This is a genomic window from Streptomyces albidicamelliae (assembly GCF_025642175.1).
Classification (GTDB): Bacteria; Actinomycetota; Actinomycetes; order Streptomycetales; family Streptomycetaceae; genus Streptomyces; species Streptomyces albidocamelliae.
The window spans coordinates 1,002,592-1,020,568 of record NZ_CP106795.1 but is presented as its reverse complement, the minus strand read 5'-3'; the positions used below and the strand labels follow the sequence as shown (position 1 = coordinate 1,020,568).

The window sequence follows — 17,977 nt, the reverse complement described above, 5'->3', positions numbered from 1 at the left end:
CGCTTCTCTACTAAATCAGTAGGGATAGTGCTGGCGAGGCGCCGGGCGTCGAAGGTGCTCCGGACGCCGAAGGCCGTACGAAGCAGGAAGCTGGTCGGTCCCGACGCGAGGACATTCACTGCAGGTCGTGAACGTGGCCTGGTGTCAACTAGCGAGCCCGGTCACACCGGCCATGACCGAGCACCGAGGTCACTCACTAGTCACCGTGGTCGTCCTGCAGCATGCTGCGACGCTCCTGTTCGCGCTTGGAGTAGGCGGCTGCCCGGATCGCCTCGTCGCTCTCCAGACCGGATCCCAGCGCGCCGCCCACCGTGGCGACCGAAGCGACGAACCAGGACAACGTCCAGTACTCCGCGGCGTCCAGCGACGTTCGTGTCGTGGAGGCGAACACCCGGTCGTTGAGGATGAACAGCGCCCACACCAGGTTGATGAGCATCAGACCCGCGTAGCAGACGACCACCCCGATGCCCAGGGTCAGGACCGTCGAGGCGTTGTACAGAGCCGCCCTCTTCCTCGCCTCCGGCGAAGCCTCGTCCGTTCGATGCCACAGGTTCGCGTCCACGATCAGCCAGCCGATCATGAGCGCGACGGACCCGACCATGGCGATCACCAGGCGTGGCGTGCTCAGGTACGTGGTCAGGTTCCAGACGGTGGAGTTCACGGTGGCCACCGCTCCCGTGGCGAGCGCGGCCGCCAGGGCCTTCGACAGGCCCGGCACCAGACGCCACGGCCGGTTCGCGCGGACCATGCCGAGGAGCACCCTCAGGTATCCGCGCGGCCCAGTGACGACGTACCGCAGGTCGGCGATCTCCTCCTCACCGACCTGGCCCGGATGGATGGGGGCGAGACGACGGGTGAAGGGCCCCCGCAGCTGCCGGCCTTCCGCAGGCCCCTCGGGCCCAGTGGCCTGCGGGCCGGTCAGGCTGAGCACGGCTTCCTCCACGGCCTGCCGGGCCCTTGTCTGCAGCCGGAAGCCTCCCAGCGAGGGAAGGGACAGCAGCGCCAGGCCGTGTTCGTGGCTCAGATCCACCACGAGCTTGCGCCCGTGCGAGTGCAGCGGAAGGTCGGTGAGGGCCACGATGATGTCCCAGCTCTCCGCACGTGCGCGGTCCATGATCCGGCGCGTCAAGGTGGACAGGTCCTCGGTCCCCGCGGTGAAGGGCTCGCTGACCACCTCGACGTCGAAGCGTCGTCCCGGGCCCGACCTGTCGGCGAGCCGGTCAGGAAGCATCCGGGCCATGCGCTGCGCGATCTCCGTGGGCGCGTCCGGATCGGCCAGCAGAGCCACGACCGTAACGCCCTGAGACGACACTCGCATGACTCCCTCTCGTCGGCCACCCCGCGATCGCGAGTGCCCACAGGATGCCCCCGAGGTGACGCCGACGCCGCGTGACACGCTGGCGCCCCGCCGGCGGGGGGAGGCGGTACGCGGGGCCGGGTGACGCGCCTGCCGCGCGGTTCCCGGCACGATCAGGTAATCAGGAACGGTGAACGAGGACGCGACCGACCCCTTCGTACATGTCCGGGGCGCCGGTGAGAACAACCTGCGGAACATCGATGTCGACGTCCCGCGGGACGCGATGGTCGCCTTCACCGGAGTCTCCGGTTCGGGCAAGTCCTCGCTCGCGTTCGGCACGCTCTACGCGGAGGCCCAGCGGCGCTACTTCGAGTCCGTGGCACCGTACGCCCGAAGGCTGTTGCAACAGGTCGGCGCACCGCACGTGCAGGAGATCACCGGGCTGCCACCGGCCGTGGCCCTGCAGCAGCGGCGCGGGTCACCCGGCTCGCGCTCGACGGTCGGCACCCTCACCACCCTGTCGAATCTGCTGCGCATGCTGTACTCCCGTGCCGGCACCTATCCGCCCGGGGCCGCACGGCTGGAAGCCGAGTCGTTCTCCCCCAACACCGCGGCCGGCGCCTGCCCGGAGTGCCACGGCCTGGGCGTCGTGCACGACGTCGCCGAGGACCTGCTCGTCCCGGACCCCTCACTGAGCATCCGCGAGGGGGCGATCGCCGCGTGGCCAGGCGCCTGGCAGGGCGCCAACCTGCGCAGTGTCGTCAGCAATCTGGGGATCGACATCGACCGACCTTGGCGCAGGCTCCGGAAGAAGGACCGGGACTGGCTGCTGTACACGGACGAGCAGCCCTCCGTGTACATCGAGCCGGAGGAGGGCCGCGTCGACTACGGCTACCAGGGCAAGTTCTGGAGCGCCCGCGCGCACGTCATGCACGTCCTCGCCGACTCCAAGAGCGAGAAGATGCGCGAACGGGCGCTCCGGTTCGTCAGGAGTGTGCCCTGCCCCGCCTGCCACGGCAGCGGACTGCGGCCCGAGGCGCTCGCCGTGACCTTCGCCGGACGTTCCATCGCGGAGATCAACGCGATGCCGCTCACCGAGGTCGTGGCGCTGCTGCGGCCCGTCGCGGAGCGGTCCGAGGCCGACGCCACCACGGCGACCGCACGATCCGGGGAGACGACCGAGGTGGCGGTCCGGATCTGCGGCGATCTGGTCGCGCGCATCGACGTACTGCTCGACCTGGGCCTCGGGTATCTCAGCCTCGGGCGCCGCTCGACGACCCTGTCCCCGGGCGAGGCGCAGCGCCTGCGGATCGCCACCCAGCTGCGCTCGGGGCTGTTCGGCGTCGTCTACGTCCTCGACGAACCCTCCGCGGGCCTGCACCCGGCTGACGCGGAACCGCTGCTGGAGGTGCTGGACCGCCTGAAGGCGGCGGGCAACTCACTGTTCGTCGTGGAGCACGACATGGACGTCGTACGGCGGGCGGACTGGGTGGTCGACATCGGCCCCGGTGCGGGCGAGGGCGGCGGACGCGTGCTGTACAGCGGCCCGGTCGCCGGTCTTGAGCGGGTCGGGGAGTCGGCCACGAGCGAGTACCTCTTCGGGCGCGCCCAGCCGCTCGAACACCGCCCGCGCACACCGCACGGCTGGCTGCACCTGCGCGGCGTCTCCCGCCACAATCTGCACGACGTGTCCGTCGACGTACCGCTCTGTGTACTGACGGCGGTGACGGGCGTGTCCGGTTCCGGGAAGTCGACGCTGGTGACGCAGGTGCTCGCCGAGGTCGTCCGCGGCCACCTCGGTCTCGTACCCGAGGAGCCCGACGAGGCGCAGCTGGAGGTCGACGTCCAGGACGCGTCGGGGGTCGAGTCCTTCGACCGGCTGGTCCTGGTCGACCAACGGCCCATCGGCCGGACTCCCCGGTCCAACCTGGCCACGTACACCGGGATGTTCGACGCGGTGCGCAAGCTGTACGCGGCGACGGACGAAGCCAGGGCGCGCGGCTACTCGGCCGGGCGGTTCTCCTTCAACGTGCCCGAAGGGCGGTGCGAGACCTGTCAGGGGGAAGGATTCGTCGCGGTGGAACTGCTGTTCCTGCCCGGCACCTACGCGCCGTGCCCGACCTGCGGTGGCGCCCGGTACAACGCCGAAACGCTGGAGGTCACCTACCGCGGCAAGAACATCGCGGACGTATTGGGGCTGTCCGTCGACGCCGCCGCGAAGTTCCTGTCCGCCGTCCCGGCGGCCTCCCGCAGTCTGGAGACGTTGCGCGAGGTGGGGCTGGGGTACCTGCGGCTGGGCCAGCCCGCGACGGAACTCAGCGGGGGTGAGGCGCAACGCATCAAACTCGCCACCGAACTGCAGCGAGCCCGCCGCGGGCACGCGCTCTACCTGCTCGACGAGCCGACGGCGGGGCTGCACCCCTCGGACATCGCGCTGCTGCTGCGACAGCTGCACCGGCTCGTCGACGCCGGCAACACGGTCGTCCTCGTCGAGCACGACCTGGACACGATCGCCACCGCCGACTGGGTCGTCGACCTCGGTCCCGGCGGCGGCGACGCGGGCGGGCGGGTGGTCGCGACGGGCCCGCCGGCGAAGGTGGCGAAGGCCCGCCGCAGCGCCACCGCGCCCTACCTCGCGGCCCGGCTCGCGCGCTCCTGACGACAGCGCGCGGGGCTGAGCACCGGCCAGCCGGGTTCGGGGGCGCAGAGTCGCGCGCGTCGCCCTGCCGCGTTCCGGCTTGTGGCGGCGATCGAGCGAGGTCGCCGCTCGGTCCCGCGCGGCGCGGGCCGCCACCGCGTCCACCTCGCACAGCACCGTGTCCAGGCCGGTCCGTGCGCAGACCTCGGCGTTGCCCATGCGCTTGGGTCGCCGCTCGCCACGGGCCAGTGGGTTCGATGAACAAGGAACACGGCGGGATCGGCCTCAAGGCCCAGTGCCTGCTCCACCCGGTGACCGACGCCGACTTCGACACCCCTCCCACCCGCGGTTCGCCGAGGGCTACTGGCTGACTCGCGACGGCATGAAGTGGTTCCGGGACGCCTGCGACGACGCCCAGCGCGCCGAAGTGCACGCCGCCCCGCTCAAGGCTCCCCTGGAACTGCTCCGGCGGCTGCCCACCACGCTCGTCATCACCGACGAGGCCGACGTACCGCGCGACGAGCGGGTGAGCGGCGAGCACCTGGGGCCCTTCGCGGGCACCGTCACGCGGCGTCCTGTGACGCGGACAGCCAGGCGCGGTAGCGGCGCAGGGCCCGTCGCTGCTTGCGCTGTTCGGCGATGAGGGCGAACGCCGGGTGGGTTCGGGGTGTGGGGCGGCTCCCGCGGGCGATGCGGCGCATCTGGTGGCGGACCTGTGCCATGCCGGCGGCCGACGCCAGGACCTTGTCGGACCAGTTGACCGGCCGGAGCCGCTCGTCGGCCTCGCGGTCCCGGCGCCAGCGGTCGGGCAGGTCCGGGGTGACGGCGAGGGCCGTGCCCATCCCGACGATCGCCACGCCGCCGTCCAGGACCCGCTCCGCGGTCCGGCGCCGGGTGATGCCGCCGGTGAGCATCAGCGGCAGCGGGCTGGTCCCGACCAGGTCCTCGGCCAGATCGAGGAAGTACGCCTCGCGTGCCTGGGTGCGTGCGTCGGCGGGGCGTCCCGACATCGCCGGGCTCTCGTAGCTGCCGCCGGACAGTTCGACCAGGTCGACGCCGAGCGGTGCGAGCATCGCGATCACCTGCCGTGCGTCGTCGGCGTCGAAGCCACCGCGCTGGAAGTCTGCGGAGTTGAGCTTCACGGCGACCGCGAAGGACGGAGAGACTGCGGCGCGCACGGCGCGGACGACGTCCAGCAGCATCCGGGCCCGGTTCTCCAGCGATCCGCCCCACTGGTCGGTGCGCTTGTTGACCAGGGGGGACAGGAACTGCGACAGCAGGTAGCCGTGCGCGGCGTGGATTTCGACGCCGTCGAAGCCCGCCTGTTCGGCGCGCCGCGCCGTGACGGCGTACCGGGTCACGGTGGCCTCGATCTGCTCGGGGGTCATGGCGACGGGCCGGCCGAAGCGGCTGCTGTGCTTGCCCACGTCGACGCCGACCGCGGACGGGCCCCACACGACTCCGGGCATGTCGGAACCGACCTGGCGGCCGGGGTGGTTGATCTGCATCCAGACCGCCCCGCCACCGGACTTGGCCGCCTGGGCCCACGCGGTGAACGGCTCCAGGGGGGCGGCGGCGTCGAGAACCACGCCGCCGGGGCCGGTCAGCGCCTCGGCGTGGACCATGACGTTGCCGGTGATCAGCAGTCCGGCGCCGCCGGCGGCCCAGCGCCGGTACAGACCGAACAACTCCTCGTCCGGGAGCTGGCCGGCGCCGGCCATGTTCTCCTCCATGGCCGCCTTCGCGATCCGGTTGCCCAGTGTCTGCCCGGAGCGCAGGGTCAAGGGTGTGAACAGCTCGCTGGTCATCGGAGTATCCCTCTCGATCTCGATCGCCTAGAATGTGTGCAGCGTTCACATTAGGCTGGCGATGTAAGCAACGTAAACATGAGGGAGTGTGACCTGTGTCCCAAGCGGGCGGCACCTATCACCACGGCGATCTGCGCGCCGCCTGCCTGCGCGCCGCGCGCGAGCTGCTCGAGGAGGACGGCAGCGCCGGGCTGTCCCTGCGGGCGGTGGCGAGGCGGGCCGGCGTGTCGGCGACGGCTCCCTACCGGCACTACGCGGACCGTGACGCGCTCGTCTCCGCGGTCGCCGCGCAGGGCTACCGCGAACTCGCCGAGCATCTGGCCGCGGCGCATCCCTCGCCCACGACGCCCGACGAGCTCGCGGCGGTCGCCGTCGCGTACGTGCGCTTCGCGCTGGAGCGCCCGGCGCTGTTCCGGGTGATGTTCGCGGAGCCCTGCGATCCGCACAACGAGGAACGGGTCGCCGCGACCGCCGCGATCTCGGAGTACGTCCGCGGCATCGTTCGCGGCGCCTTCCCCGGCGCCGACGAGGAGACGCTGTCCACCACGGTGTGGGCCCTCGTCCACGGTCTGGCGTTCCTGCACCTCGACGGCAAGCTCGACACCTCGACCCCCGAGGTGGTCGCCGACCAGGTCCGCGCCGCCGTCCACGCACTGTTCACCGTCCCCGCCGCGCTGTCACGGGCGGGGAAGTAGCGGCGCCGGCTCGGCCGCTCCTACCTCCGGGCCGCCGAGCCGGCCGGCATCGGCGCGGCTCGTGGAGGCTGCCTTGTGCCCACCGGTGAGCCCGGTCAGACTGCGGGCATGGGCGACCCCGGGTTGTTCACGCCGAACTCCGTGACCTGGCAGATGCACGGCGACCCCATGATGTGGGTCGCGGGCGTCCGCGCGCTCTACCTCCAGGCCCTGCACCCGCGTGCCGTCCGCGGCGTGATGGAGAACTCCGACTTCCGGCGCGACGCCTGGGGGCGGCTGATGCGCACCGCGGACTTCGTCGGCACCACGACGTACGGCACCACCGACGCCGCCGAACGCGCCGGCGCCCGCGTCCGGAAGATCCACAGCATGCTCGGGGCGACCGACCCGCACACCGGTGAGCGGTTCGGCGTGGACGAGCCGGAGTTGCTGCTGTGGGTGCACTGCGCGGAGATCGACTCCTATCTGCACGTCCTGCGCCGCTCCGGGTTCCCGCTCACCGACGCGCAGGCCGACCGCTACCTCGCCGAACACCGCGTCAGCGCCCACCTGGTGGGCCTCGACCCCGCGGCCGTACCGGCCGACCGGGCGGAACTGGCGGCCTACTTCGAGCGGGTACGGCCCCAACTCGCCGCGGGAGCCGACGCGCGCGCGGTGGACGATTTCCTGCTCCGTCCGCCGACGCACCCGCTCCTCGTCCCGGCGCGCGCGGTGCTCTGGCGGCGCGTGGCGCATCTGGCGTACGCCGCCCTGCCCCCGTACGCCCACGAGTTGTACGGCAGACCCGCCCCCGCACCGGCCGTCGTCACCCGCAGACTGCGGACCACGGGCGCCGTCCTGCGGCACGTTCCCGCACGTGTGCGCTGGCAGCTGCCGCCCAAACACATCCTGCGGGCGATGGCGAGGCTCGGTCCCGACGTCCGTCCCGCACCGTACAAAGTCGGGCGATAGACCGCCATACTGGGCGAGCAGGGGGGTGTGTCACGGACCGGGACGACCGGGTGCGGTCGTGCGCGGTCCGATGACGGTTCTCCGGATGCTGGGCGGACGGCGACGGGGGCGGCGGATCGCTATGGGGGAGAACGGACTTGTCCAGGGCCGGTACCGGCTGCTCGACCTGATCGGGCGGGGCGGGATGGGCGAGGTGTGGCGGGCCCGGGACGAGTGCCTGGGCCGGCAGGTGGCGGTCAAGCGTCTCAAGCCGCTCGGCCCGCACCATGATCCGGCCCTCGGCGGGGTGCTGCGGGAGCGGTTCCGGCGCGAGGCACGGGTGGCCGCCGCGCTCTCGCACCGCGGGGTGACCGTCGTCCACGACTTCGGTGAGGACGGAGGAGTGCCGTACCTGGTCATGGAGTTGCTGCGCGGACGCGACCTGAGCCGGCTCCTGGAGGACGGCAGGGGGCATCCGCTGCCCGTGGACGCGGTGGCCGACATCGCCGGGCAGACGGCCGTGGCCCTCGCCTACACGCATCGGCAGGGTGTGGTCCACCGGGATCTGAAGCCCGCCAACATCGTGCTGCTGACCGACGGCACCGTGAAGATATGCGACTTCGGCATCGCCCGTCTCGGCGACGACATCGGCTTCACCGCCCGGCTGACCGGCACCGGGGTCGCCCTCGGCACCCCGCACTACATGTCCCCCGAGCAGATCGGCGGCGACGAGGTCGACCGGCGCAGCGACCTGTACTCGCTGGGGTGCGTGCTGTACGAGATCGCCACCGGCGTACCGCCGTTCGACCTGGAGGACGCCTGGGCGATCCTGATCGGCCACCGCGACACCACGCCCCGGCCGCCCCGCGAACTGCGCCCCGAGCTACCCGCATACCTCGACCGGATCATCCTCGACCTGCTGGCCAAGCGACCCGCGGAACGGCCGTACGACGCGGACGAGTTGAGCGGCCGGATCCAGGACGGACGGGCGGGGGCCGCCTTGCCGCCCCGAGGGCTTTACGGCGCGCAGGAGTTGAGTGGCCGGATTCAGGACGGGCGGGCCGGGGCCGCTGTCCCGCCCCCAGGGCCGTACGGCCGCTCGGAGCCGAGCCACCCGCTCCGAGCCGCCGTCGTCCCCACGTTCCCGTTTTCGCCGCCGGGCCCTCCGGGCGAAGGCCGCCTGCCGTCCTGGAGCCGGGGCATGAGCACCGGCCACAAAGCGGTCGGGGCGGGCCTGCGCGCCCTGCCCCCGGATCCCGGGGCCGCCCTGACCGGCCGGTGGGCCGAACCGGCGACCCTGCCCACCGACCCGTCGACGCGAGCCCTCGCCCCTCGGGCCGCACGGCACCACGAGGGCGCCCGGCCCGCCGGGCAAGGGCGCGGGCCGGACGCGGACTTGGCGCACCCGGCCGTGCCCGCCGACCGCGCTGCCCTCAGGGGCCCGCACCAGCCCGAGGTCCTGGCGGAACGTCACGATGCTGCCGTGGAGTTGCTGCGGTGCGGCCGTGCCGCGGAGGCGCTGGCGGCTTTCGGGGAGGTCGCCGGGGGCTGGGCCCGGCTGCTGGGCGCGGAGCATCCGGAGACCCTGGCGGCGCGCCATGAAGTCGCTGTGGCGTTGCTGCGGTGCGACCGTGCCACGGAGGCGCTGGCGGCGTTCGGGGAGGTCGCCGAGGACAGGGGCCGGGTGCTCGGCCTCGACCATCCCGACACGCTCGCCTCGCGTCAGGAGACCGCCTACGCCCTGGGCCGGCTGGGCCGTCACGCGGAGGCCCGGCGGATCTACCACGAGGTGCTGGACGCGCGGGAGCGCACGATGGGCCCCGAGCACCCGGACACCCTGCGCTGCAAGCACAACCTGGCCTGCGCGCTGGGCCGGCTGGGGCGGCCGGCCGACGCCCGCCGCCTGGCCGGGGAGGTGGCCGCCGCCCGGACCCGGCTGCTGGGCCCGGACCATCCCGACACCCTGGCCTCCCGCTGCGAGGTCGCCTACGCGCAGGGCCAGTCCGGCCACTGGGAGGAGGCCCTGCACATCTACCGGGAGGTCGCCCGGACCAGGGCGCGGGTACTCGGTGCCGACCACCCCGACACCCTCGCCGCCCGCTACGAGACCGCGCTCAGCCTCGGCCGGCTCGGGCGCAGCACGGACGCCCTCGGCGTCTACCGCGACCTGATCGTGGACCGCACCCGGGTGCAGGGCCCCACCCACCCCGAGACCCTGCGCGCCCGGCACGGTCTCGGCGTCCACCTCGGCCGGCTCGGACACTGGGAGGACGCGCTGTCCGAGGCCGGTGACGTGTGCGCGCTGCGGGAGCGGCTGCTGGGCGCGGATCATCCGGACACGCTCGTCAGCCGCCGCGAGGTGGCCGTCGCCCTCGGCTGGCTGGGCCGCTGGGCGGACGCCCTCGGCGCGTACCGGCGGGTCGCCGCCACCCGTGAACGGACCCTCGGCCCGGACCATCCGGACACCCTCGCGGCCCGCGACGACGAGGCGCACTGCCGGGAACGCCTCGGCCGCACCCCGGAGGCCGGAGAGGCGGCCCGCGGCGTCACGGTACGCCGCCGCCCCCACCGCTCGAACAGCCCCTGACGGACGCCGGCCACGGCGAGCCCGGGAAGGGCCCCGGCCCACCTGCCCGGACCCGCCTCTGGTCGCCGTGGATCATCGCGTGTTACGAAGAACCATGCCTGCTGACGAGGGAACCCACGCGTACGACGCCGTCATCGTGGGCGGTGGCCACAACGGACTGGTCGCCGCCGCCTACCTGGCCCGGGCCGGCCGCTCGGTGCTGGTGCTGGAGCGCCTGGACCACACCGGCGGCGCCGCCGTCTCCACCCGCCCCTTCGCCGGTGTCGAAGCACGCCTGTCGCGCTACTCGTACCTGGTGAGCCTGCTCCCGCGGAAGATCCTCCGCGACCTCGGGCTGGACCTCCGCCTGAGCTCCCGCACCATCTCCTCCTACACCCCGGTGGAACGGGACGGGCGGCCCACCGGGCTCCTCGTCGGCGGGGGCGAGCAGCGCACCCGGGAGGCCTTCGCCCGGCTGACCGGCGGCGAGCGCGAGTTCGAGGCCTGGCAGCGCTTCTACGGCATGACCGGCCGGGTCGCCCAGCGCGTCTTCCCGACCCTCACCGAGCCGCTGCCCACCCGCGACGAACTGCGCCGGCGCATCGACGACGACAGCGCGTGGCGGACGCTGTTCGAGGAACCGATCGGCGTCGCCGTGGAGGAGAACTTCGGCGACGACCTGGTCCGGGGCGTGGTCCTCACCGACGCGCTGATCGGCACCTTCGCCGACGCCCACGACCCCACGCTGGCCCAGAACCGCTGCTTCCTCTACCACGTCATCGGCGGCGGCACCGGCGACTGGGACGTGCCCGTGGGCGGCATGGGCGCCCTCACCGACGCACTCGCCGCGGCCGCCCGCGCGGCGGGGGCCGTCATCGCCACCGGTCACGAGGCGACCCGGATCGACACCGACGGACGCACCGCCGAGGTGACCTTCCGCACCGCCGACGGCGAGGGCGTCGCCGTCGCCCGCGACGTCCTGGTGAACGCCTCCCCGCAGGAGCTGGCCGTCCTGACCGGCGGCGCGGCGCCCGAGCCGGCCGAGGGCGCCCAGCTCAAGGTGAACATGCTGCTGACGCGTCTCCCGAAGCTGCGCGACCCCGACGCCGACCCCCGCGAGGCGTTCGCCGGCACCTTCCACATCGCCGAGGGCTACCGGCAGCTGGCCACCGCCCACGCCCAGGCCGCCGCCGGTGAACTGCCCGCCGCGCCGCCCTCGGAGATCTACTGCCACTCCCTGACCGACCCGACCATCCTCGGCCCCGAACTCGCCGGGCGCGGCTACCAGACGCTCACCCTCTTCGGCCTGCACACCCCCGCCAGGCTCTTCGACCGGGACAACGACGGCGTACGCGAGGAACTGCTGAAGTCCACCCTCGCCCAGCTCGACGCCCACCTCGCCGAACCGCTCGCCGACTGCCTGGCCACCGACGCCGACGGCCGGCCCTGCATCGAGGCGAAGACCCCGCTCGACCTCGAACGGGACCTGCGGCTGCCCGGCGGCAACATCTTCCACCGGGCGCTGTCCTGGCCGTACGCCCAGCAGGACACCGGCCGTTGGGGCGTGGAGACCGCCCACGCCAACGTCCTGCTGTGCGGCGCCGGCGCGGTACGCGGAGGCGGGGTGAGCGGAGTGCCGGGGCACAACGCGGCGATGGCCGTCCTGGAGCGGGACTGACCGCCGCTTCCCGGCCGTTCAGTCCGCCGACGGCTCCCAGCCGGCGGCCGTGATGCGCGCCGTGTCCGCCGGACGCGCCCCGTCGAACAGCACCGCCCGGCCCGCCTCCACGCGCAGGGCGTCGACGTAGGCGCCCCGGCCGACGTAGGACCGGTCGGTGGTGTACCGCCACCGCAGCGTCAGACGCGGGTCGGCCGGGAGGGACGCGGTCACCCGGTGCCAGACGCGTCCCGACCAGCCCGTGACCGCGCCCGACGGATGGTCCTGGGCGTCCTCGCCGGGCCGGGAACTGGTGAAGGGGACCGGCAGCCAGGTGGTGCCGCCGTCCGTGGTGGACTCCAGCACCAGGGCGTCGGACAGGGGCTCGGTGTCCCACCACAGGGCGCAGCGCATCCGTGCCGGGCCGGGGGAGGTGTCCAGCGGCGGGAGGGCGAGCGTCGCGGACGTGCCGCTCGCCATGCCCGAGAACCATGCCGTACGGCCCCGCGCCGGCCGGACCGGTACCGCGCGGGCGAGGTGGTTGCCGGCGGCGACGCGCGGCGCGGACCCGGACCGCCAGGTGCGCACCGGGTGCACCGAGTTGCCGAGGACGACCAGGAAGGAGTCGGTCGTGGGATCGAGCACGAGCGAGGTACCGGTGAAACCGGTGTGGCCGGCCGTGCGCGGGGTGGCCAGCGCGCCCATGTACCAGTGCTGGTAGAGCTCGAAGCCGAGGCCGTGCTCGTCGCCCGGGAAGGCGGTGTTGAAGTCGGTGAACATCAGCCGCACCGACTCCGGGCGCAGCACGCGGGTGCGGCCGTAGGAGCCGCCGTTGAGGAGCGTGCGGCCCAGGACCGCGAGGTCCCACGCGCACGAGAAGACCCCGGCGTGCCCCGCCACCCCGCCGAGGCTGTACGCGTTCTCGTCGTGCACCTCGCCCCACACCAGCCCGCGGTCCAGGCCGGACCAGGGTCTACGCGCGTCCTCGGTGGCGGCGATCCGCGGCTTCCAGGAGGCGGGCGGGTTGTAACGCGTGCTGCGCAGGCCCAGCGGCCCGGTGACCCCCCGGTGCAGGAGCACGTCCAGGGTGCGGCCGGTGATCCGCTCCAGCACCAGCTGGAGGGAGATCATGTTCAGGTCCGAGTAGAGGTAGGTGCTGCCGGGCGGGTTCTGCGGCGCCTCGGCGTAGATCAGCCGCAGTCTCTCCTCGTGCGTCGGCGCCTCGTAGAGCGGGATCCACGGGCGGAAACCCGAGGTGTGCGTCAGCAGCTGACGTACGGTCACGTCCTGCTTGCCGGCGGCACCGAACTCCGGGACGTACGCCGCGACCTTCCCCTCCAGCTCCAGCGCGCCCCGCTCGATCTGCTGCACCGCGAGGAGCGAGGTGAACAGCTTCGAGACGGAGGCCAGGTCGAAGACGGTGTCCCGGGTCGTCGCGAGCCGCTGGTCGGGCGGGAACTCGACGCCGGTGTCGGTCTTCTCGTCGTACGACGCGTAGCGCACCGCCGCCCCGATCGGCTCGTGCAGGGCCACGGTCCCGCCGCGCCCCGCGAGCAGGACTGCACCGGCGTACCACGGGTGCTTGGGGGAGGGGCCGAGGAACGTCTCCGCGTCCGCGACGAGTTGCCGCAGATGACCGGGGAGCAGCCCGGCCTGTTCGGGCGAGCCGTGGCGCAGCGTCGGGCGCCCCCGGGCGGGAGCCGCGGCCGCGGGGCCCGCGGGAAGCGCGGCCAGGGCCAGCGCGCCGCCGGAGGCGAGTCCCCCCGCCACGATCTGACGCCGTGTCATTCCGCCCGCCCGTCCGCCTGCCAGGTGCTCCGCCATCGCGCGGCCTCCCGTCTGAAAGTATCTTTCGGGGCTTGCCCTGCACGGTGAAACTTTCCGGTCAGGCGGGCGCCGTGTCAACGAGGCGGGCGGCAACCGCCCCCGCGTCGGACGGTCCGTCAGGGCCGCTTGATCCCGAGGGAGTCCCGGTGGTGGCCCGCCAAAGAATCTGACGGTCAATCAGAAAGACCCTTCCGTCCGTCGGACGGCTGCGGCATCCTGCGCCCATGCAGACCGAGCTGAGCAAGCGTCTGGGAATCGAGCACGCCGTCTTCGGCTTCACGCCGTTCCCGGCCGTCGCCGCGGCCATCAGCCGCGCCGGCGGTTTCGGCGTGCTCGGCGCGGTCCGCTACACCGCCCCCGACGAACTCGAACGTGATCTCGACTGGCTCGACGCGCACGCCGAGGGGCGGCCCTACGGGCTGGACGTGGTCATGCCCGCCAAGAAGGTGGAGGGCGTCGGCGAGGCGGACGTGGAGGCGATGATCCCGGAGGGGCACCGCCGGTTCGTGCGGGACACCCTGGCCCGGCACGGCGTCCCGGAGCTGGCCGAGGGGGAGGCCTCCGGGTGGCGCATCACCGGGTGGATGGAGCAGGTCGCCCGCGCCCAGCTCGACGTCGCCTTCGACCGCCCCGTCAAGCTGCTCGCCAACGCCCTCGGCTCCCCGCCCGCCGACGTCGTCGCCCGCGCCCACGACCACGGCGTGCTCGTCGCCGCGCTCGCCGGCAGCGCCCGGCACGCCCGCAAGCACCAGGAGGCGGGCATCGACATCGTCGTGGCTCAGGGCTACGAGGCCGGCGGCCACACCGGGGAGATCGCCTCCATGGTGCTGACCCCGGAGGTCGTGGAGGCCGTGGACCCGCTGCCCGTGCTGTCCGCGGGCGGCATCGGCAGCGGCCCGCAGGTGGCGGCCGCCTTCAGCCTCGGCGCCCAGGGGGTGTGGCTGGGCTCCCTCTGGCTCACCACCACGGAGGCCGACCTGCACTCGCCGGCCCTGACCCGCAAACTCCTCGCCGCCGGGTCCGGGGACACCGTCCGCTCCCGTGCCCTGACCGGGAAACCGGCACGACAGCTGCGCACCGGGTGGACCGACGCCTGGGACGACCCGGCCGGCCCCGGCACCCTGCCCATGCCGTTGCAGGGCCTGCTGGTCGCCGAGGCGGTCTCCCGTATCCAGAAGTACGAGGTCGAGCCACTGCTCGGCACGCCCGTCGGCCAGATCGTCGGCCGCATGACCAGTGAACGCAGCGTCCAGGCCGTCTTCGACGACCTCACCCGCGGCTTCGAACAGGCCGTGGACCGCGTCAACCGCATCGCCGGAAGGAGCGGCCAGTCGTGAGCACACCCCCCGCCGGATTCTGGGCCGAGGCGGCCCGGAACCCCGACCGCACCGTCCTCGTCGCCCCCGACGGCGAGGAGTGGACCGCCGGACGCCTGCACGCCGCCGCCAACCGGCTCGTGCACGGGCTGCGCGCGGCCGGCCTGGAACGCGGCGACGCCTTCGCCGTCGTCCTGCCCAACGGCGTCGAGTTCCTCACCGCCTACCTGGCCGCCAGCCAGGCCGGCCTCTACCTCGTCCCCGTCAACCATCACCTCGTCGGGCCCGAGATCGCCTGGATCGTCGCCGACTCCGGCGCCAAGGTGCTCATCGCGCACGAGCGGTACGCCGCAGCCGCCCGCGCCGCCGCCGACGAGGCCGCCCTCCCCGCGGACCACCGCTACGCGGTCGGCACGGTCGAGGGCTTCCAGCCGTACGCCCGGCTCCTCGACGGCCGGCCCGCGTCGGCCCCGGACGGACGCGAACTCGGCTGGGTCATGAACTACACCTCCGGTACGACCGGACGCCCGCGCGGCATCCGCCGCCCCCTGCCGGGCAAGGCGCCCGAGGAGTCCTACCTCGGCGGCTTCCTCGGCATCTTCGGCATCCGGCCGTTCGACGGCAACGTCCACCTGGTCTGCTCGCCGCTCTACCACACCGCCGTCCTGCAGTTCGCCGGAGCCTCCCTGCACATCGGCCACCGCCTGGTGGTGATGGACAAGTGGACGCCCGAGGACATGCTGCGGCTCATCGACACCCACCGGTGCACCCACACCCACATGGTCCCGACCCAGTTCCACCGGCTGCTGGCCCTCCCGGACGAGGTCAGGGCCCGCTACGACGTCTCCGCCATGCGGCACGCCATCCACGGCGCCGCGCCCTGCCCCGACCACGTCAAGCGCGCCATGATCGACTGGTGGGGGAGCTGCGTGGAGGAGTACTACGCGGCCAGCGAGGGCGGCGGCGCCTTCGCCACCGCCGAGGACTGGCTGAAGAAACCCGGCACCGTCGGCAAGGCCTGGCCCATCAGCGAACTCGCGGTCTTCGACGACGACGGCAACCGGCTCCCGGCCGGTGAACTCGGCACCGTCTACATGAAGATGAGCACCGGCGGCTTCCAGTACCACAAGGACGAGGCCAAGACCCGCAAGAACCGCATCGGCGACTTCTTCACCGTCGGCGACCTCGGCTACCTGGACGAGGACGGCTACCTCTTCCTCCGCGACCGCAAGATCGACATGATCATCTCCGGCGGGGTGAACATCTACCCGGCCGAGATCGAATCCGCGCTCCTCGCCCACCCGGCCGTCGCCGACGCCGCCGCCTTCGGCATCCCGCACGACGACTGGGGCGAGGAGGTCAAGGCCGTCGTCGAACCGGCCCCCGGGCACGAACCGGGACCGGACCTGACGGCCGCGCTGCTCGCGCACTGCGCCGACCGGCTGGCCGGCTACAAACGGCCGCGCGGCATCGACTTCATCGAGGAGATGCCCCGCGACCCCAACGGCAAGCTGTACAAGCGGCGCCTGCGGGACCCGTACTGGGAGGGCCGCACCCGACCGGTGTGACCGGAACGCCACCGGGCGGACGGCCCCGCCCGCCGGCCCCCGGCGCGCGACCGGCCCGAACCCCGGGGGCCCGGTTCTTGACCGGTACGGCCGGTGGGCCGAGGATCGGCTGTCATGATGCAGGGACAGGGCAGCACGGTCGACGGGGTCCTGCGGCGCAGCGCCCGGCGCACCCCGGCGCGCGTCGCGGTGGAGTACGGCACGCGCAGATGGACCTACGAGGAACTCGACGACGCCGTCTCCCGCGCGGCCGCTGTACTGCTCGCCGAGGGCCTCGCGCCCGGCGACCGGGTCGGCGCCTACGGCCACAACTCCGACGCCTACCTGATCGGGTTCCTCGCCTGCGCCCGCGCGGGCCTGGTCCACGTGCCGGTCAACCAGAACCTCACCGGCGAGGACCTCGCCTATCTCGTCGGCCAGTCCGGCAGCTCGCTCGTGCTCACCGACCCGGCCCTCGCGGCGCGACTGCCGGACGAGGTGCGGCGCTTGCCGCTGCGGGACGGTGAGGACTCCCTGCTCGCCCGGCTGCCGGACACACCGCCGTACGACGGGCCCGAGCCGCGCACCGAGGACCTGGTGCAACTGCTCTACACCTCCGGCACCACCGCCCGGCCCAAGGGCGCGATGATGACCCACCGCGCCCTCGTGCACGAGTACCTGAGCGCCATCACGGCCCTCGACCTGAGCGCCGGGGACCGGCCGGTGCACGCGCTCCCGCTGTACCACTCGGCGCAGATGCACGTGTTCCTGCTGCCCTACCTCGCCGTCGGCGCGACCAACATCCTCCTGGACGCGCCCGACGGCGACCGGCTCTTCGACCTGATCGAATCCGGCCGCGTGGACAGCCTGTTCGCACCGCCGACCGTGTGGATCGGCCTGGCGAACCGGCCCGACTTCGCCACCCGCGACCTCGGCGGCCTGCGCAAGGCGTACTACGGGGCCTCCATCATGCCGGTGCCCGTGCTGGAGCGGCTGCGGGAACGCCTGCCGAAGCTCGCCTTCTACAACTGCTTCGGCCAGAGCGAGATCGGCCCGCTCGCCACCGTGCTCGGCCCCGACGAGCACGAGGGCCGGCTGGACTCCTGCGGCCGGACCGTGCTGTTCGTGGACGCCCGGGTGGTCGACGACAACGGCGCGGACGTGCCCGACGGCACACCGGGCGAAGTCGTGTACCGCTCACCGCAGTTGTGCGAGGGCTACTGGGACAAGCCCGAGGAGACGGCCGACGCCTTCCGGGACGGCTGGTTCCACTCCGGCGACCTCGCGGTGCGCGACGCCGACGGCTACCTCACGATCGTCGACCGGGTGAAGGACGTCATCAACTCCGGTGGCGTGCTGGTCGCCTCACGCCAGGTCGAGGACGCCCTCTACACCCATGAGGCGGTCGCCGAGGCCGCCGTGATCGGTCTGCCCGACGAGCGGTGGATCGAGGCCGTCACCGCGGTCGTCGTCGCGCGCGGCGAGGTGACCGAGGACCAGCTGATCACCCATGTGAAGGAGCGGCTCACCGCCTTCAAGGCGCCCAAGAAGGTCCTGTTCGTACCGGAGTTGCCGCGCAACGCCAGCGGAAAGATCCTCAAGCGCGACCTGCGCGAGCGCTTCCGCGACCAGGCACCCTGACCGCCGCACCGCCTCGTTCCCGGAATGGCGTTGCCGATCCGCGGGACCGCCCCGG

11 protein-coding genes and 2 pseudogenes are annotated in these 17,977 nt (G+C 73.2%); 9 read left to right on the top strand and 4 right to left on the bottom strand.

All coding sequences use genetic code 11. The annotated features are described in order from the left end of the window. Nucleotides 1-196: 196 nt before the first annotated feature. Nucleotides 197-1,318 carry a hypothetical protein gene (locus N8I86_RS04900; RefSeq protein WP_198960419.1) on the bottom strand — a complete coding sequence of 374 codons (1,122 nt, stop codon included), beginning with the start codon at nt 1,316-1,318 and terminating at the stop codon, nt 197-199. Between the two features lie 169 nt (nt 1,319-1,487). Between N8I86_RS04900 and uvrA the strand changes: the two genes are divergently transcribed. Then, nucleotides 1,488-3,956, top strand: a complete 2,469-nt coding sequence (uvrA, locus tag N8I86_RS04895) for an excinuclease ABC subunit UvrA (RefSeq protein WP_263277191.1) — start codon at nt 1,488-1,490, stop codon at nt 3,954-3,956. Between the two features lie 42 nt (nt 3,957-3,998). Here uvrA and N8I86_RS04890 read toward each other — a convergent pair. Next, nucleotides 3,999-4,154: pseudogene (locus tag N8I86_RS04890) on the bottom strand (3-hydroxybutyryl-CoA dehydrogenase); the annotation flags it as partial. A 38-nt stretch (nt 4,155-4,192) separates the two neighbouring features. Between N8I86_RS04890 and N8I86_RS04885 the strand changes: the two are divergent. Then, nucleotides 4,193-4,458, top strand: a pseudogene (locus N8I86_RS04885) (alpha/beta hydrolase fold domain-containing protein); the annotation flags it as partial. A 40-nt stretch (nt 4,459-4,498) separates the two neighbouring features. Here the strand turns inward: N8I86_RS04885 and N8I86_RS04880 are convergent. After that, complete coding sequence (locus tag N8I86_RS04880; RefSeq protein ID WP_263277190.1) at nt 4,499-5,743, bottom strand: NADH:flavin oxidoreductase/NADH oxidase family protein; 1,245 nt, start codon at nt 5,741-5,743, stop codon at nt 4,499-4,501. A 95-nt stretch (nt 5,744-5,838) separates the two neighbouring features. Between N8I86_RS04880 and N8I86_RS04875 the strand changes: the two genes are divergently transcribed. The 4 genes from N8I86_RS04875 (at nt 5,839) to N8I86_RS04860 (ending at nt 11,612) form a co-directional block, all read left to right on the top strand. Continuing rightward, nucleotides 5,839-6,438 carry a TetR/AcrR family transcriptional regulator gene (locus tag N8I86_RS04875; RefSeq protein WP_073894512.1) on the top strand — a complete coding sequence of 200 codons (600 nt, stop codon included), beginning with the start codon at nt 5,839-5,841 and terminating at the stop codon, nt 6,436-6,438. A gap of 108 nt (nt 6,439-6,546) precedes the next feature. Next, nucleotides 6,547-7,389, top strand: a complete 843-nt coding sequence (locus tag N8I86_RS04870) for an oxygenase MpaB family protein (protein ID WP_263277189.1) — start codon at nt 6,547-6,549, stop codon at nt 7,387-7,389. Nucleotides 7,390-7,510: 121 nt separating this feature from the next. Further along, nucleotides 7,511-9,955, top strand: coding sequence for a serine/threonine-protein kinase (locus N8I86_RS04865; RefSeq protein ID WP_263277188.1), 2,445 nt, complete (start codon nt 7,511-7,513; stop codon nt 9,953-9,955). Between the two features lie 94 nt (nt 9,956-10,049). Then, complete coding sequence (locus tag N8I86_RS04860) at nt 10,050-11,612, top strand: phytoene desaturase family protein (protein WP_263277187.1); 1,563 nt, start codon at nt 10,050-10,052, stop codon at nt 11,610-11,612. Nucleotides 11,613-11,630: 18 nt separating this feature from the next. On the opposite strand, the gene N8I86_RS04855 is transcribed toward N8I86_RS04860, so the two are convergent. Further along, a complete protein-coding gene (locus N8I86_RS04855; protein WP_263277186.1) occupies nt 11,631-13,415 on the bottom strand; it encodes a serine hydrolase in 1,785 nt (594 codons plus the stop codon). A 227-nt stretch (nt 13,416-13,642) separates the two neighbouring features. On the opposite strand from N8I86_RS04855, the gene N8I86_RS04850 reads away from it, so the two are divergent. The 3 genes from N8I86_RS04850 to N8I86_RS04840 all read left to right on the top strand — a co-directional run bounded on the left by N8I86_RS04850 (nt 13,643) and on the right by N8I86_RS04840 (nt 17,922). Beyond that, the gene (locus N8I86_RS04850) at nt 13,643-14,755 is read left to right on the top strand and encodes an NAD(P)H-dependent flavin oxidoreductase (protein ID WP_073894504.1); all 1,113 of its coding nucleotides are present in this window, start codon (nt 13,643-13,645) and stop codon (nt 14,753-14,755) included. Continuing rightward, nucleotides 14,752-16,302 carry an acyl-CoA synthetase gene (locus N8I86_RS04845; protein WP_263277185.1) on the top strand — a complete coding sequence of 517 codons (1,551 nt, stop codon included), beginning with the start codon at nt 14,752-14,754 and terminating at the stop codon, nt 16,300-16,302. Before N8I86_RS04850 ends, N8I86_RS04845 begins: the two co-directional genes overlap by 4 nt. A 114-nt stretch (nt 16,303-16,416) precedes the next feature. Then, nucleotides 16,417-17,922 (top strand): acyl-CoA synthetase, encoded by a 1,506-nt coding sequence (locus N8I86_RS04840; RefSeq protein ID WP_263277184.1) that lies wholly within the window; start codon nt 16,417-16,419, stop codon nt 17,920-17,922. Nucleotides 17,923-17,977 lie beyond the last annotated feature (55 nt).

What these genes read in the sequence shown, in the direction of transcription:
- N8I86_RS04900 (WP_198960419.1), bottom strand. Translation starts at nt 1,318, where the DNA reads ATGCGAGTGTCGTCTCAGGGCGTTACGGTCGTGGCTCTGCTGGCCGAT.
- N8I86_RS04880 (WP_263277190.1), bottom strand. Translation starts at nt 5,743, where the DNA reads ATGACCAGCGAGCTGTTCACACCCTTGACCCTGCGCTCCGGGCAGACA.
- N8I86_RS04870 (WP_263277189.1), top strand. Translation starts at nt 6,547, where the DNA reads ATGGGCGACCCCGGGTTGTTCACGCCGAACTCCGTGACCTGGCAGATG.
- N8I86_RS04865 (WP_263277188.1), top strand. Translation starts at nt 7,511, where the DNA reads ATGGGGGAGAACGGACTTGTCCAGGGCCGGTACCGGCTGCTCGACCTG.
- N8I86_RS04860 (WP_263277187.1), top strand. Translation starts at nt 10,050, where the DNA reads ATGCCTGCTGACGAGGGAACCCACGCGTACGACGCCGTCATCGTGGGC.
- N8I86_RS04855 (WP_263277186.1), bottom strand. Translation starts at nt 13,415, where the DNA reads ATGGCGGAGCACCTGGCAGGCGGACGGGCGGGCGGAATGACACGGCGT.
- N8I86_RS04850 (WP_073894504.1), top strand. Translation starts at nt 13,643, where the DNA reads ATGCAGACCGAGCTGAGCAAGCGTCTGGGAATCGAGCACGCCGTCTTC.
- N8I86_RS04840 (WP_263277184.1), top strand. Translation starts at nt 16,417, where the DNA reads ATGATGCAGGGACAGGGCAGCACGGTCGACGGGGTCCTGCGGCGCAGC.